The organism is Pseudomonas sp. PDM31, assembly GCF_019218965.1.
In the GTDB taxonomy this organism is placed as follows: domain Bacteria; phylum Pseudomonadota; class Gammaproteobacteria; order Pseudomonadales; family Pseudomonadaceae; genus Aquipseudomonas.
On sequence record NZ_JAHUWS010000005.1, the window covers coordinates 276,940 to 292,346 of the forward strand.

Consider the following 15,407-nt stretch of genomic DNA (forward strand, 5'->3'; position numbering starts at 1 on the left):
CCGACTTCGCAACCCCGGACTTGTCGATAGAGTCCAGTTATTAGCCAGCTAATGAAAACAGGGCTAGGTTTAATGCTCTGTCCGTCCCCTCAGTCCGTAGCCGTGCGGACTCAAAGGAGTGATCGTAATGCCGTCCCTCGATAGCCTGAACACCCTTGAAACCCTGCAAGTCGATGACAAGACTTACCACTATTTCAGCCTGCCGCAAGCTGCCAGGAGCCTTGGTGACCTGGACAAGCTGCCGATGTCCTTGAAAGTGCTGCTGGAAAACCTGCTGCGCTGGGAGGACGAAAAAACCGTCACCGGCGCCGACCTCAAAGCCATCGCCGCATGGCTCAAGGAGCGTCGCTCCGACCGCGAGATCCAGTACCGCCCGGCGCGGGTCCTGATGCAAGACTTTACCGGCGTCCCGGCCGTGGTCGATCTGGCCGCCATGCGTGCAGCAATGGCCAAGGCCGGCGGTGATCCGCAGCGCATCAACCCGCTGTCGCCGGTGGACCTGGTGATCGACCACTCGGTGATGGTCGACAAGTTCGCCAGCAGCAGCGCCTTCGAGCAGAACGTTGACATTGAGATGCAGCGCAATGGCGAACGTTATGCCTTTCTGCGCTGGGGCCAGAGCGCCTTCGACAACTTCAGCGTGGTGCCACCAGGCACCGGGATCTGCCACCAGGTCAATCTGGAATACCTCGGCCGCACGGTCTGGACCAAGGACGAGGGCGGCCGCACCTATGCCTTCCCCGACACCCTGGTCGGCACCGACTCCCACACCACCATGATCAACGGCCTCGGCGTACTCGGCTGGGGCGTCGGCGGCATCGAAGCGGAAGCGGCCATGCTCGGGCAACCGGTATCGATGCTGATTCCGGAAGTCATCGGCTTCAAGCTCAGCGGCAAACTCAGGGAAGGCATCACGGCCACCGACCTGGTGCTGACTGTTACCCAGATGTTGCGCAAGAAAGGTGTGGTGGGCAAATTCGTCGAATTCTACGGCGACGGCCTTGCCGACCTGCCGCTGGCCGACCGCGCGACCATCGCCAACATGGCGCCGGAATACGGTGCAACCTGCGGTTTCTTCCCGGTGGACGACATCACACTGGAGTACCTGCGTCTGTCCGGCCGCCCAATCGAGACCGTGAAACTGGTCGAGGCCTACAGTAAAGCTCAGGGCCTGTGGCGCCTGCCGGGCAAGGAACCGGTGTTCACCGACAGCCTGGAACTGGACATGGGCAGCGTAGAGGCCAGCCTCGCCGGACCGAAACGCCCGCAGGACCGTGTGGCGCTACCGAATGTCGCACAAGCGTTCAGCGACTTCCTCGGCGTCCAGCTCAAACCCACCAGCAAGGAAGAAGGTCGCCTGGAAAGCGAAGGCGGTGGCGGCGTGGCAGTGGGCAATGCGGACATGGCGGGCGAGGCGGACTACGAATTTGAAGGCCAGACCCACCGGCTGAAAAACGGCGCCGTGGTGATTGCCGCGATCACCTCCTGCACCAACACGTCCAACCCGAGCGTGATGATGGCGGCCGGGCTGGTGGCCAAAAAAGCAGTGGAAAAAGGCCTACAACGCAAACCCTGGGTGAAAAGCTCCCTGGCCCCGGGCTCGAAAGTGGTCACCGACTACTACAAGGCGGCCGGGCTGACGCAATACCTCGACCAGCTTGGTTTCGCGCTGGTGGGTTACGGCTGTACCACCTGCATCGGCAACTCCGGCCCCCTGTCGGAACCGATCGAAAAAGCCATCCAGCAAGCCGACCTGACAGTGGCCTCAGTGCTGTCGGGAAACCGCAACTTCGAAGGCCGGGTGCATCCCCTGGTAAAAACCAACTGGCTGGCTTCCCCGCCACTGGTGGTTGCCTATGCGTTGGCGGGCACTGTGCGCATCGACCTCAGCAGCGAGCCGCTGGGTACCGACCAGAACGGCAAGCTGGTTTATTTGCGCGACATATGGCCGAGCAGCCAGGAAATCGCCGAGGCGGTGGCACGCGTCAACACAGCGATGTTCCACAAGGAGTACGCCGAAGTGTTTGCCGGTGACGAGCAGTGGCAGGCGATCGTAGTGCCGCAAGCCGCCACTTACGTCTGGCAGGCGGATTCGACTTACATCCAGCATCCGCCCTTCTTCGATGACATCGGTGGCCCGCCACCAGTGGTCAAGGATGTAGCCGGTGCCCGCGTCCTCGCCCTGCTGGGAGATTCGGTGACCACTGACCATATCTCTCCGGCCGGCAACATCAAGGCCGACAGCCCGGCGGGCCACTATCTGCGCGACAAAGGCGTGGAACCACGGGACTTCAACTCCTACGGCTCCCGGCGCGGCAACCATGAAGTGATGATGCGCGGCACCTTTGCCAACATCCGCATTCGTAACGAAATGCTCGGTGGCGAGGAAGGCGGCAACACCTTTTATATTCCCACCATGGAAAAAATGCCGATCTACGATGCCGCCATGCGTTATCAGGCGGCAGGCACACCGCTGGTGGTGATCGCCGGGCAGGAATACGGCACCGGATCGAGCCGCGACTGGGCCGCCAAAGGCACTAACCTGCTCGGTGTAAAGGCAGTCATTGCCGAGAGTTTTGAACGTATCCACCGCTCCAATCTGGTGGGCATGGGCGTGCTGCCGTTGCAGTTCAAGCTGGATCAGAATCGCAAGAGCCTGAACCTGACCGGCAAGGAGTCCCTGGATATCCTGGGACTGACCGGCGTCGAGCTGACACCACGGATGAACCTGAACCTGGTCATCACCCGTGCAGATGGCAGCCGCGAGAAAATCGAGGTGCTTTGCCGGATCGATACGCTTAATGAAGTGGAGTACTTCAAGTCGGGAGGGATTTTGCACTACGTGTTGCGTCAGTTGATTGCGTCCTGACCCTGCACTGACACAAACACCGCCTTCGGGCGGTGTTTTTGTTGGGGTGGGCCGCTCTATAATCGCGCCTTTGCTGGGCAAGCGAAGACTCACCAAACCCGGTGAGATCAACTCGACCGCAGTTTTTGACCCAAGGACTTTGAATGATTGCCCTGCCATGGACCTGCCTGACCCTGCTCTCCCTCGGCTATGGCATGGCCCTGGCGTACGGCCATCTCGGCTGGCTGGCGGCGATTTCCGTGGTTTTGCTGTTGGTCGCAGGCTTTGCCGTGCGCCAACAACAACTTCAGTTCGGCCGCTGGCTCGGCCATGGCCTGTTCATCTTTCTGGCCTTGGCCCTGGCGATGCACTGGCTGCCCGGTTTCTACAATGGTCGCGTCATTCCTGCCCAGCGCTTCACCGACAATGCCGTGCCGTTTTCCATGTACCTGAACCTGGACAAACCCCTGATCGGGTTCTGGCTGTTGCTGGCCTGCCCATGGATTATCAGTCGCCGCTCGCTACGACGCGGCTTGTATGCCAGTGCGCTGGCCCTGACCTTGAGCGCCGTGCTGGCTCTGGGTGGCGCGCTGTTGCTGGGCGTCATCGAATGGGCACCAAAATGGCCGGAGCACGCCTGGTTGTGGCTGCTCAACAATCTGTTGCTGGTGACCCTGGTTGAAGAGGCTCTGTTTCGTGGCTATATCCAGGGCGGCCTGACTCGATGCTTTAAAGATTTGGCCTACGGCGAGAACCTCGCCCTGCTTCTTGCATCCCTGCTGTTCGGCCTGGTGCATGCGGGAGCGGGCTGGCATTGGGTGCTGTTGGCGAGTCTGGCGGGAGTCGGCTATGGCCTGGCCTACCGTTTTGGCGGCCTGGCGGCGGCCATCGCCACTCATTTCGGCTTGAATGTGTTGCACTTCGCACTGTTCACCTATCCGATGCTCGCGAGCTGACGCAAGGGTCGTTTTGCGACGCACCGCTGATTTTCGAAAAAAATCTCATTAAATCGCCGAGGTTGCCGATACAGCACTTGAAAGCCTTGCGGACTAATAAACCATGCGTAACAACCAGCCCATTACCCAGCGCGAGCGGACTTTCCCGGCTCAGCAACGGTTGATTTCCACCACTGATGCCAAGGGCGTGATCAGCTACTGCAACGACGCCTTTGTCGAAATCAGCGGCTTCTCCCGGGAAGAACTGATGCGTGCACCGCACAACCTGGTTCGTCATCCCGACGTGCCGGCCGCGGTCTTCACGCACATGTGGGGCACCCTCAAACAAGGCTTGCCATGGATGGGCATTGTCAAGAATCGCTGCAAGAACGGTGACCACTACTGGGTTAACGCCTACGTCACACCGATCTTCGAAGGCAATCAGGTGATCGGTTACGAGTCGGTGCGGGTCAAGCCCACCGCCGAACAGATCCGCCGTGCCGAAGCGCTCTACCAACGCATCAACCAGGGCAAGTCGGCCATTCCTTCCAGCGATAAATGGCTGCCGATCCTGCAAGACTGGCTGCCGTTCATTCTGGTCAGCCAACTGAGCTTCATGATCGGTGCGTCACTCAATTCCCATTGGGGCTTTGCCCTGGCTGCCGGCCTCTCGGTGCCATTGGGTTTGCTGGGCTTGAGCTGGCAACAGCGTGGTCTCAAGCGCTTGCTGCACCTGGCCGAACAAACCACCTCCGACCCGCTGATCGCCCGGATGTACACCGACAGCCGTGGCGCCCAGGCGCGCCTGGAGATGTCGATCCTCAGTCAGGAAGCCCGTCTGAAAACTTGCCTGACCCGCCTGCAGGACACCGCCGAACACCTGAACGACCAGGCCAGACAGTCCGACGCCCTGGCGCACAACAGTTCCACCGGCCTTGAGCGTCAACGGGTGGAGACCGAGCAAGTGGCCACCGCCGTCAACCAGATGGCCGCGACCACCCAGGAAGTCGCCAGCCACGTGCAACGCACGGCCGATGCAACGCAGGAAGCCAATCGCCTGACCGGTCGTGGTCGCGAAATTGCCGGGGAAACCCGCGAAGCCATCCAGCGCCTGTCGGTGGTGGTCGGTGAAACTGGCGTGACCGTGACCCAGTTGGCCAAGGACAGCAATGAAATCGGCGGCGTGGTCGACGTGATCAAGGGCATCGCTGACCAGACCAACCTGTTGGCACTGAACGCGGCCATCGAAGCGGCCCGTGCCGGCGAGATGGGACGCGGTTTTGCCGTGGTGGCCGATGAAGTCCGCCAGCTGGCGCAACGCACCAGCGAGTCGACCGGGCAGATTCACGCCCTGATCGCCAAGCTCCAGCAAACCGCCGGCACCGCCGTACAGACCATGGAAGCCGGGCATCGCCAGGCGGAAGAAGGTGTGGCGCGGGTGCTCGAAGCGGACCAGGCACTGGTGGGGATCAGCGAAGCGGTGGCCAACATCACCGACATGACCACCCAGATTGCCGCCGCGACCGAAGAGCAAAGTGCCGTGGCCGAGGAAATCAGCCGCAACATCAGCAACATTTCCGACCTCGCGGACCAGACCTCGGAGCAGGCACAGAACTCCGCGTTGTTGAGTGAAGAGCTGACCAAGACGGCGAATACCCAATATTCGCTGGTGGAGCGGTTTAACCGCTGATAGGTCTGAAGGGACAAAGAACCCGGATGGCGCAAGCTTCCGGGTTTTTTATTTGCGGCTTAAAACCAATGATGTCCGACAGACCACTGTGGCGAGCAGGTTTTCACAAATATTCATCAGGCACCAAACCCATTTTACTATTTGCCCAATGCGGGAGCGAGTCTGACCGAATAACGCGCCGTGATTGCTGGCGACAACTACTTTCAAGTCCCGCAAACGCTACCTACAACCGCATGACAACTACGCCGACCCATTCGCAAACAAGAAAAACCACACCTACATGAGTCTGTCAAGCTGACAAGTTTTACAGTAGACATTCCGCAACGTAAAGCACATAAAAAGAAACCAGCTGACTTGCTGGAATTGTCTTTCAATCATAAAAAGGACTTCAGTATGAGTACGCATTTTTTTTTGGCAAGCAATGGAAAATGTATCCAGCCACCAGGCGACAATTTCCAATGGATGCGCAATGGCGAACTGATTACTGCGCAGAGTTCCCTATTTACGATAGATGGGGGCCGCACCTCCTGGAGCTTCACAGGTCGGACAGGATCCTATTCAAGCGAAAACAACTTCTCAGTCACATTGTTGATCCCTTACAACGGCGAGGAGTTATTCGAGCGCACCTACAAGCTCGGGGACGGACAGGGCCTGGAATCTTTCCATCAATACTGGCTACCTCCTTTTCCGGGCTTTGATGTAATCGGCAGCGATCAAGCCAACAACGTAGAGCTGACTGTCCGGCTCGACCCAAGAAAGGGAACAGCTGAAGGAAATTTCATTGCAGATTTCAAAAAGCGTCGAGTTTCCATAACAGGGAAATTCAACCTGACATTACAGCAGTAAATAGTATTTCATTATAAAGATCTGAATCATTAGCAATATCAGCAGTACGTCGCTCGACGCTTCCCTACTCGACTTGGACCAGGGAAGCTCGAGCATTTCAATGAAAAAGCGTGACTGCCAACTGTTCAGTCATAACTATTTAAAGGAACTGAGCTAAAGACTGCGCTGCTGTCGCCAAATGCTGCTCATGACTAAACCCCGAAGCCTTCAACGGCTTCAAATCATGATCCCCCGCCACCAGCCACATCACCTCGATACTTGGCGATAACGAATAACCCCCGACCGCCTCCCGATTGCCCAGCGCATCCCGTTCACCCTGCACAATCAACGTCCGCGTCTGCAAGCCGGCCAGATGCTCGACCCGCGGCTTCTCCGGCTTGCCCACTGCATAAAACGGATACCCCAGGCACACCAGGGCATCAGCGCCCAACTCATCCGCCAGCAAACTGGCCATCCGCCCGCCCATGGACTTGCCGCCAATGGCCAGACGCCCGGCGACATGACGTCGCACCTGGGCATACACCTCGCGCCAGCACTCCAGCAGTTTCGCTGCCGGGTTCGGCGGGCGTTTACCGCCATCGACACGCCGCTGAGCCATGTAGGGAAACTCGAAGCGCAACACGTTGACGCCATGCGCGGCAAGGCGCGCAGCCATGTCGCTCATCCAGTCACTGTCCATCGGTGCGCCGGCGCCATGGGCGAGAATAAGCGTAGCCGAGGCCGGCGCTGCAGCGGCATTCCACAACCATCCATGATCGCGCACGCACTGCGCCCATTGATCCCCGTCAATACTGGCCTTGTGCTCTTTGTCCATGCTTGCCTCGCTTTTAGTCTGCCTATAACTCCAGGCGAAGGGTGCACTGCATTGCGCGAGCGCGATCACTTCGGCTGAACCGTGGATGGGGAACCATGAACACTTCTATCAGTACCGCCTACAACTACAAGGTGGTCCGCCAATTCGCCATTATGACGGTGGTGTGGGGCATCGTCGGCATGGGGCTCGGAGTTTTTCTCGCCGCCCAGTTGGTCTGGCCCGAACTCAACTTCAATCTGCCATGGACCAGCTTCGGCCGTTTACGCCCGCTGCACACCAACGCGGTGATCTTCGCGTTCGGCGGTTGCGCGCTGTTCGCCAGTTCATTCTATTCGGTACAGCGCACATGCCAGGCGCAACTGTTCGCGCCAAAAATCGCTGCGTTCTGCTTCTGGGGCTGGCAGCTGGTCATCCTGTTGGCGGCGATCACCCTGCCGCTCGGTTACACCACGTCCAAGGAATACGCCGAGCTGGAATGGCCGATCGATATCCTCATCACCATTGTCTGGGTCGCCTACGCGATCGTGTTCTTCGGCACGATCATGCAGCGCAAGACCAAACACATCTATGTGGGCAACTGGTTCTTCGGCGCGTTCATCGTCACCGTGGCAATCCTGCACATCGTCAACAATATTGAGTTGCCGGTGAGTTTCACCAAGTCTTACTCGGTATACGCCGGTGCCACCGACGCCATGGTGCAATGGTGGTACGGACACAACGCCGTGGGCTTTTTCCTCACTGCCGGTTTCCTCGGGATGATGTATTACTTCGTGCCGAAACAGGCCGAACGCCCGGTGTATTCCTATCGCCTGTCGATCGTGCACTTCTGGGCACTGATCACCCTGTACATCTGGGCAGGTCCCCACCACCTGCACTACACCGCGCTGCCGGACTGGGCGCAATCGCTGGGCATGGTGATGTCGCTGATCCTGCTGGCTCCAAGCTGGGGCGGCATGATCAACGGCATGATGACCCTGTCGGGTGCCTGGCATAAGTTGCGCAGCGACCCGATCCTGCGCTTCCTCGTGGTATCGCTGGCGTTCTACGGCATGTCGACCTTCGAAGGGCCGATGATGGCGATCAAGACCGTCAACGCCCTCTCCCACTACACCGACTGGACCATCGGCCACGTACACGCCGGCGCCTTGGGCTGGGTAGCGATGATTTCCATCGGCGCGCTGTACCACATGATCCCGAAAGTCTTCGGCCGCACGCAGATGCACAGCATTGGCCTGATCAACGCGCACTTCTGGCTCGCGACCATCGGCACCGTGCTGTACATCGCCTCGATGTGGGTCAACGGCATTGCCCAGGGCCTGATGTGGCGTGCGGTGAACGAGGACGGCACGCTGACCTACTCCTTCGTCGAAACCCTGGTGGCCAGCCACCCAGGCTTCGTCGTGCGGCTGGTGGGCGGCGCGATCTTCCTCAGCGGCATGTTCCTGATGGCCTACAACACCTGGCGCACCGTGCGGGCCTCCCAGCCTGCCGACGTCGCCGCTGCCGCGCAGATGGCCTGAGGAGTCCGCCATGAAACACGAAACAATCGAGAAAAACATCGGCCTGATGCTGCTGATGATGATCCTGGCCGTGAGCATCGGCGGCCTGACCCAGATCGTCCCGCTGTTCTTCCAGGACGTGACCAATAAACCGGTGGAAGGCATGAAACCCTATACCGCGCTGCAACTGGAAGGGCGTGACATCTACATCCGCGAAGGCTGCGTCGGTTGCCACTCGCAGATGATCCGGCCGTTCCGCGCCGAGACCGAACGCTACGGGCATTACTCAGTGGCCGGTGAAAGCGTGTGGGATCACCCGTTCCTGTGGGGTTCCAAACGTACCGGTCCGGACCTGGCCCGGGTCGGCGCTCGCTACTCGGACGACTGGCACCGTGCGCACTTGTACAACCCGCGCAACGTGGTGCCGGAATCGAAGATGCCGGCCTATCCGTGGCTGGTGGCCAATCCGGTCGACAGCAGTCAGACCGCAACCAAGCTCAAAACCATGCGCACCCTCGGCGTGCCGTACACCGACGAGGACATTGCCGGTGCGGCCGAGTCGCTCAAGGGCAAGTCGGAAATGGACGCGTTGGTCGCCTACCTGCAAGTGCTCGGCACTGCGATCAAGAGCAAGAGGTGAGCCATGTTCTTTGAGTTAAGCATTGGAATGATCCGCGGCCTGGGTACGGTCGTGGTGTTCGTGGCCTTCGTCGGCCTGACGCTGTGGGTGTTCAACAGCAAGCGCAATCCGCAGTTCGCCGAAGCGCGCCTGCTGCCATTCGCCGATGAGCCACAACCCGACATCACCCACGATCGCGCAACAAGGAGTACCCGGCCATGACCACCTTCTGGAGTATCTGGATCTGCGTACTGACCATCGGCAGCCTGATCGGCCTGACCTGGCTGTTGATCGCCACCCGCAAGAGCGAAAGCAAGGGCAGCGTCGACCAGACCATGGGCCATAGCTTCGATGGCATCGAGGAGTACGACAACCCGTTGCCAAAATGGTGGTTCATGCTGTTCGTCGCCACCCTGGTGTTTGCCGTCGGCTACCTGATCCTCTATCCGGGACTGGGTAACTGGAAAGGCATCCTGCCCGGCTACGAAAACGGCTGGACCGGCGTGCATGAATGGGAAAAGGAGATGGACAAGGCTGACGCCAGGTTCGGACCGATCTTCGCCAAATTCGCCGCCATGCCCGTGGAAGAAGTAGCGAAGGACCCACAAGCACTGAAAATGGGCAGTCGCCTGTTTGCGTCCAACTGCTCGGTGTGCCACGGCTCCGATGCCAAGGGTGCCTTCGGCTTTCCCAACCTGGCGGACAGCGACTGGCGCTGGGGCGGCACCGCGGAAACTATCAAGACCACCATCATGGGTGGCCGGGTGGCGGCGATGCCGGCCTGGGGTGAAATCCTCGGCGAAGAGGGCGTGAAGAACGTCGCCGCCTATGTCCGTCATGATCTGGCCGGCCTGCCACTGCCGGCCGACAGCACAGCGGATCTGCAAGCCGGACAGCAGGCGTTCAACAGCACCTGCGTGGCTTGCCACGGGGCAAACGGCCAGGGCACCGAAGCCATGGGCGCACCAAACCTGACGCACCCGGCCGGGTTTATCTACGGTACGAGCCTGGCGCAGCTGCAACAAACCATCCGCCATGGTCGCCAGGGCCATATGCCGGCGCAGAACGAATTGCTCGGCAACGATAAGGTGCAACTGCTTGCAGCCTACGTGTATAGCCTTTCGAGAAGTGATGAGCAGTTGAGCGAAAAGCTTCAAGCTACCAGCAGCAAGTAAAGGCAAAGCAAAGCCGCAACTACGGGCTCTAACCTGGAGCTTGTAGCTTGCGGCTCGCCGTTACGGCAAAGCTGCTTCTTTTTGTCGCACCCTCCCAGCGTCTTCCTTTCAGTTCCCCGAATTCGGGTCTAAGCTTGCCCGATGCGGACCGGCAAGCAGCGGTTCCAGGTCGACATTGACTGATGTGTTCGACGATTTCGCCCGAGGACAGGCCGCAAAGGCCGGTAAAACCGGCTGTCGCGCCAATTGCCTTTGGTCGCTCGATCGTTGCGTTTGAACACACCCCGTTACATCCGACCTGAACCCCTCGCCTTTTGATTGCACCGGGACATTTTGCCCTTGGGCTATTTTGTCCTTACGCGGCGCATGGAAAGGCCGCAGAATCAGCATTTGAAAGCATTGACCAAGGTCATGGCGCGTTGCAATGACCCCCTGCTTTCTCCATACTTGCGGCCGATTTTTAATCCTAATAAAACACCCAAACCGTGGAACCTTAGAATGAGCACAGCAATCAGTCCGACTGCTTATAACTATAAGGTAGTCCGCCAGTTCGCCATCATGACGGTGGTCTGGGGGATCCTTGGCATGGGGCTCGGTGTCTTCATCGCCTCGCAACTGGTCTGGCCGGAGTTGAACTTCGGTCTGCCATGGACGAGCTTTGGACGCCTGCGCCCGTTGCACACCAACCTGGTGATTTTCGCCTTCGGTGGATGTGCACTGTTTGCCACCTCTTATTACGTCGTCCAGCGAACCTGCCAGACGCGACTGATTTCCGACAGCCTCGCGGCCTTCACCTTCTGGGGATGGCAAGCGGTGATCGTCGGTGCCGGCATTACCTTGCCTTTGGGTTTGACCACCAGCAAGGAATACGCCGAACTGGAATGGCCCCTGGCTATTCTGCTGGCCATTGTCTGGGTCACCTACGCTGTGGTGTTCTTCGGCACCATCGTAAAGCGCAAGACCAAGCACATCTATGTCGGTAACTGGTTCTACGGTGCCTTCATCCTGGTGACGGCGATGCTGCACATCGTCAACCACATGTCGCTGCCGGTCAGCCTGTTCAAGTCCTACTCGGCCTACGCCGGTGCGACTGACGCGATGATCCAGTGGTGGTACGGCCACAACGCCGTGGGCTTCTTCCTGACCACCGGCTTCCTGGGGATGATGTACTACTTCGTACCGAAGCAGGCCGAGCGTCCGATCTACTCCTATCGCCTGTCGATCGTGCACTTCTGGGCACTGATCACCCTGTACATCTGGGCCGGTCCCCACCACTTGCACTACACCGCTTTGCCGGACTGGGCTCAGTCCCTGGGCATGGCAATGTCGATCATCCTGCTGGCGCCAAGCTGGGGCGGCATGATCAACGGCATGATGACCCTGTCGGGTGCCTGGCATAAGCTGCGCACCGACCCGATCCTGCGCTTCCTGGTGGTGTCCCTGGCGTTCTACGGCATGTCGACCTTCGAAGGTCCGATGATGGCGATCAAGACCGTGAACTCCCTGTCGCACTACACCGACTGGACCATCGGCCATGTACACGCCGGTGCCTTGGGCTGGGTTGCAATGATCTCGATCGGCGCGGTCTACCACATGATCCCGAAACTGTTCGGTCGTGCGCAGATGCACAGCACTGGCCTGATCAACACCCACTTCTGGCTCGCGACCATCGGTACCGTGCTCTACATCGCTTCGATGTGGGTCAACGGCATCACCCAGGGCCTGATGTGGCGTGCAATCAACGATGACGGCACCCTCACCTACTCGTTCGTCGAAGCGCTGCAAGCCAGCCACCCGGGCTTCATCGTCCGCGCCCTGGGCGGTGCGTTCTTTGCTGCCGGCATGCTGTTCATGGCTTACAACGTATTCCGTACCGTACGTGCCTCGAACCCGGCAGAAGCCGAAGCCGCCGAACAGATTGCCGTAGTTGGAGCTCACTGATGAAGCATGAAGCAGTCGAGAAGAACATTGGCCTGCTGGCCTTCTTCATGGTCATCGCCGTCAGCATCGGCGGCCTGACCCAGATCGTTCCGCTGTTTTTCCAGGATGTCACCAACAAGCCGGTCGAGGGCATGAAGCCCCGCTCCGCCCTTGAACTGGAAGGCCGGGACGTTTACATCGCTAACGGTTGTGTCGGCTGCCACTCGCAGATGATCCGTCCGTTCCGTGCTGAAACCGAACGCTATGGCCACTACTCCGTTGCCGGTGAAAGCGTCTGGGACCACCCGTTCCTGTGGGGCTCCAAACGTACCGGTCCAGACCTGGCCCGTGTCGGCGGTCGTTACTCCGATGACTGGCAGCGTGCGCACTTGTACAACCCGCGCAACGTCGTGCCTGAGTCGAAAATGCCGGCCTACCCGTTCCTCGTGGAAAACAAGCTCGACGGCAAGGACACCGCGAAGAAAATGGAAGTCTTGCGCACGCTCGGCGTCCCTTACACCGACGAAGACATCGCCGGTGCAAAAGACGCCGTGAAGGGCAAAACCGAAATGGACGCGCTGGTGGCCTATCTGCAAGGCCTGGGCACCATCATCAAAAGCAAACGGTGATCTAAATGGATATCGGGATGATTCGTGGCCTGGGCACCGTTGTTGTAATGGTGGCCTTCATTGGACTGGCACTGTGGGTGTTCAGCCCCAAGCGCAAGTCGGAGTTTGAAGACGCGACCTTGCTGCCTTTCGCGGATGATCCCGAAGCCATCAAGCACGTCGAGCAAGCTTCTAGGAGTAACAAAGAATGACTACATTCTGGAGTCTGTACGTCACAGTCCTCAGTCTCGGTACGATCTTCGCCCTGACCTGGCTGTTGCTGTCGACCCGCAAGGGCCAGCGCAACGAGCAGACGGACGAGACGGTTGGGCACTCCTTCGACGGGATCGAGGAGTACGACAACCCGCTGCCGAAATGGTGGTTCATGCTGTTCGTGGGCACCATCATTTTCGCCCTGGGCTACCTGGCGCTGTACCCGGGCCTGGGCAACTGGAAAGGCCTGCTGCCAGGTTACAACTACCTGGATAACGAAAAGCAGACCGCGTTCGCCAACGGCCAGACCGGCTGGACCGGCGTTCACGAGTGGGAAAAGGAAATGGCCAAATCGGACGCCAAGTTCGGTCCTATCTTCGCCAAGTTCGCTTCCATGCCGATCGAAGAAGTCGCCAAGGACCCCCAAGCCCTGAAGATGGGTGGCCGCCTGTTCGCCTCCAACTGCTCGGTTTGCCACGGCTCCGACGCCAAGGGCGCTTATGGCTTCCCTAACCTGACCGACGCTGACTGGCGCTGGGGTGGCGAACCGGAAGTCATCAAGACCACCATCATGGGCGGCCGTCATGCCGTCATGCCGGCGTGGGCTGAAGTGATCGGCGAGCAAGGCGTTGCCGACGTCGCGGCTTTTGTCGTGACCAACCTCGATGGCCGCAAGCTGCCGGAAGACGCCAAGGCTGATCCGGTTGCCGGACAGAAACTGTTCGCCGCCAACTGCGTGGCTTGCCACGGTCCGCAAGGCAAAGGCACCCCAGCGATGGGCGCGCCTGACCTGACCCACCCGGGTGCGTTCATCTATGGCTCGAGCTTCGCGCAACTGCAACAGACCATCCGTTACGGCCGTCAGGGCCAGATGCCTGCGCAAGAGCAAATGCAAGGTAACGACAAGGTTCACCTGCTGGCCGCTTACGTCTACAGCTTGTCTCATGGTGAGAAGGCTCCGGCGGAAGATGCCCAGTAAGGCAAACGCTTGAAGCAATAAAAAACGGCCCCGTCAGTCACTGACGGGGCCGTTTTTTTGTGCAGCAAACAACGCTAATACTGAACCTCGACGACCGCCTCAAGCTGGCGACCCGGCCAGTAATTGCCCTCGACACGATTGACCGTCAGTGCTTGCCTGTCCGCGGAAATGGATGCGATCAGATATGTCTGCCGGATTGCCGAACCGCTGAGAAACACCGGCACATTGCCGAACCGGTCGGACGCATTCCAGTACCGTCCCGAGTGCCAGTGGTAGTGTCCGGCAAACACCGCTGTCACCTTGTAAGCCTGGATCATGGTTCTGAACCGTTCGATCTGCTGTTCACTGCCCATCCAGCCCCGCACCTTGTGCATATTCAGAATGATGATCCGGCCTTGTTGCCGGGCTTTTCGCAGGTCCCTTTCCAGCCAGTCAAGCGCGTCTGTGATCCGCACTTCCAACGGACTGATCAAAGGTGTCCCGGAAAAAAACGTCACGCTGTAAGTCGGCTCATTATTCAACTGCACCAGATGCACGTCACCTATGGTCCTGGAGTACGCCAGACTGCCGTAATAAACATCGGTACGACCTGACACACGCACACCAAAGTCCATGCTGTCTACTTTGCCCCAGTACCGGCCTTTGAAATGCTCGATACTGGTTGCGGCGCAACTATTCAAAAAGCAATTAGCCAAATTCTTTTCATAGTCGCGTTTACCCAACCCATAGTCATAAACGCTCTCCAGTTTCTCCTGCAGAATCGGCATTACCACCGACCGCTGCCAGCCACGACCGTACATTGTAAGGTCGCCATTGATCATGACTGGCACTTGGTCAGGACCACCAGAATTCCTCCTGAAGTCGGCGATATCCGAATACTGGGCTTCGATCAGAAACTTTGAGCGCTTTTCTCTCTCCGAGTCGGATTCGACCCGCCCGCTCTCAGTGGCCTCGGTCCGAGGGTATTGCGGGTTGGAGGAAAAGACCATGTGCAGTGGGGAATCATTCTTTTGCGCAGAGTGCGACAGGAACGGAACGATCCAGATCAGCGCCCCCAGCAGCAGGCTGGTTTTTTTATTTGACCACATAGAAATCCATTTCCATTCAAACCAGCAAATAACTACCCATTACGGTTCCAGACCATCTGGAATAACGTGCACTCAGGGTAATAAAACTAACGCAAAAACCCAGCAGCGACCAACCCATCGACGCCAAAAATAATAAGCACAAATTACGATATGAACGGCCTATTACAACTTAC

14 protein-coding genes are annotated in these 15,407 nt (G+C 58.8%); 12 read left to right on the forward strand and 2 right to left on the reverse strand.

What is annotated here, in order from left to right; all coding sequences use genetic code 11:
* Positions 1-127 precede the first annotated feature (127 nt).
* From acnA to KW839_RS12335, 4 genes are all read left to right on the forward strand, one after another.
* On the forward strand, positions 128-2,869 hold the full coding sequence (gene acnA, locus KW839_RS12320; protein ID WP_218424494.1) for an aconitate hydratase AcnA: 2,742 nt from the start codon (positions 128-130) through the stop codon (positions 2,867-2,869).
* A 143-nt stretch (positions 2,870-3,012) separates the two neighbouring features.
* On the forward strand, positions 3,013-3,804 hold the full coding sequence (locus KW839_RS12325; protein WP_218424495.1) for a CPBP family intramembrane glutamic endopeptidase: 792 nt from the start codon (positions 3,013-3,015) through the stop codon (positions 3,802-3,804).
* Positions 3,805-3,907: 103 nt separating this feature from the next.
* Positions 3,908-5,473 carry a PAS domain-containing methyl-accepting chemotaxis protein gene (locus tag KW839_RS12330; protein ID WP_060539765.1) on the forward strand — a complete coding sequence of 522 codons (1,566 nt, stop codon included), beginning with the start codon at positions 3,908-3,910 and terminating at the stop codon, positions 5,471-5,473.
* 393 nt (positions 5,474-5,866) lie between these two features.
* Positions 5,867-6,319, forward strand: a complete 453-nt coding sequence (locus KW839_RS12335; protein ID WP_218424496.1) for a hypothetical protein — start codon at positions 5,867-5,869, stop codon at positions 6,317-6,319.
* 139 nt (positions 6,320-6,458) lie between these two features.
* Here KW839_RS12335 and KW839_RS12340 read toward each other — a convergent pair whose 3' ends face one another.
* Positions 6,459-7,133 carry an alpha/beta fold hydrolase gene (locus tag KW839_RS12340; RefSeq protein WP_256352633.1) on the reverse strand — a complete coding sequence of 225 codons (675 nt, stop codon included), beginning with the start codon at positions 7,131-7,133 and terminating at the stop codon, positions 6,459-6,461.
* A 95-nt stretch (positions 7,134-7,228) separates the two neighbouring features.
* On the opposite strand from KW839_RS12340, the gene ccoN (KW839_RS12345) reads away from it, so the two are divergent.
* The 8 genes from ccoN (KW839_RS12345) to ccoP (KW839_RS12380) all read left to right on the forward strand — a co-directional run bounded on the left by ccoN (KW839_RS12345) (position 7,229) and on the right by ccoP (KW839_RS12380) (position 14,146).
* Positions 7,229-8,653, forward strand: a complete 1,425-nt coding sequence (gene ccoN / locus KW839_RS12345) for a cytochrome-c oxidase, cbb3-type subunit I (RefSeq protein ID WP_218424497.1) — start codon at positions 7,229-7,231, stop codon at positions 8,651-8,653.
* Positions 8,654-8,663: 10 nt separating this feature from the next.
* On the forward strand, positions 8,664-9,272 hold the full coding sequence (gene ccoO / locus KW839_RS12350; RefSeq protein WP_218424498.1) for a cytochrome-c oxidase, cbb3-type subunit II: 609 nt from the start codon (positions 8,664-8,666) through the stop codon (positions 9,270-9,272).
* Between the two features lie 3 nt (positions 9,273-9,275).
* Positions 9,276-9,473, forward strand: coding sequence for a cbb3-type cytochrome c oxidase subunit 3 (locus KW839_RS12355; RefSeq protein ID WP_060539769.1), 198 nt, complete (start codon positions 9,276-9,278; stop codon positions 9,471-9,473).
* Positions 9,470-10,426: a cytochrome-c oxidase, cbb3-type subunit III gene (ccoP, locus tag KW839_RS12360; protein ID WP_218424499.1), complete on the forward strand. Its 957-nt coding sequence runs from the start codon at positions 9,470-9,472 to the stop codon at positions 10,424-10,426. The genes KW839_RS12355 and ccoP (KW839_RS12360) overlap by 4 nt, the downstream gene beginning before the upstream one ends.
* A gap of 498 nt (positions 10,427-10,924) precedes the next feature.
* Complete coding sequence (gene ccoN / locus KW839_RS12365) at positions 10,925-12,367, forward strand: cytochrome-c oxidase, cbb3-type subunit I (protein ID WP_060539771.1); 1,443 nt, start codon at positions 10,925-10,927, stop codon at positions 12,365-12,367.
* On the forward strand, positions 12,367-12,975 hold the full coding sequence (ccoO, locus tag KW839_RS12370; protein WP_024164411.1) for a cytochrome-c oxidase, cbb3-type subunit II: 609 nt from the start codon (positions 12,367-12,369) through the stop codon (positions 12,973-12,975). The genes ccoN (KW839_RS12365) and ccoO (KW839_RS12370) overlap by 1 nt, the downstream gene beginning before the upstream one ends.
* Before the next feature lie 5 nt (positions 12,976-12,980).
* Positions 12,981-13,166: a CcoQ/FixQ family Cbb3-type cytochrome c oxidase assembly chaperone gene (locus KW839_RS12375; RefSeq protein WP_003175465.1), complete on the forward strand. Its 186-nt coding sequence runs from the start codon at positions 12,981-12,983 to the stop codon at positions 13,164-13,166.
* Complete coding sequence (gene ccoP, locus KW839_RS12380) at positions 13,163-14,146, forward strand: cytochrome-c oxidase, cbb3-type subunit III (RefSeq protein ID WP_218424500.1); 984 nt, start codon at positions 13,163-13,165, stop codon at positions 14,144-14,146. The genes KW839_RS12375 and ccoP (KW839_RS12380) overlap by 4 nt, the downstream gene beginning before the upstream one ends.
* Before the next feature lie 74 nt (positions 14,147-14,220).
* Here the strand turns inward: ccoP (KW839_RS12380) and KW839_RS12385 are convergent, their stop codons facing one another.
* On the reverse strand, positions 14,221-15,234 hold the full coding sequence (locus KW839_RS12385) for a metallophosphoesterase (RefSeq protein WP_218424501.1): 1,014 nt from the start codon (positions 15,232-15,234) through the stop codon (positions 14,221-14,223).
* Positions 15,235-15,407 lie beyond the last annotated feature (173 nt).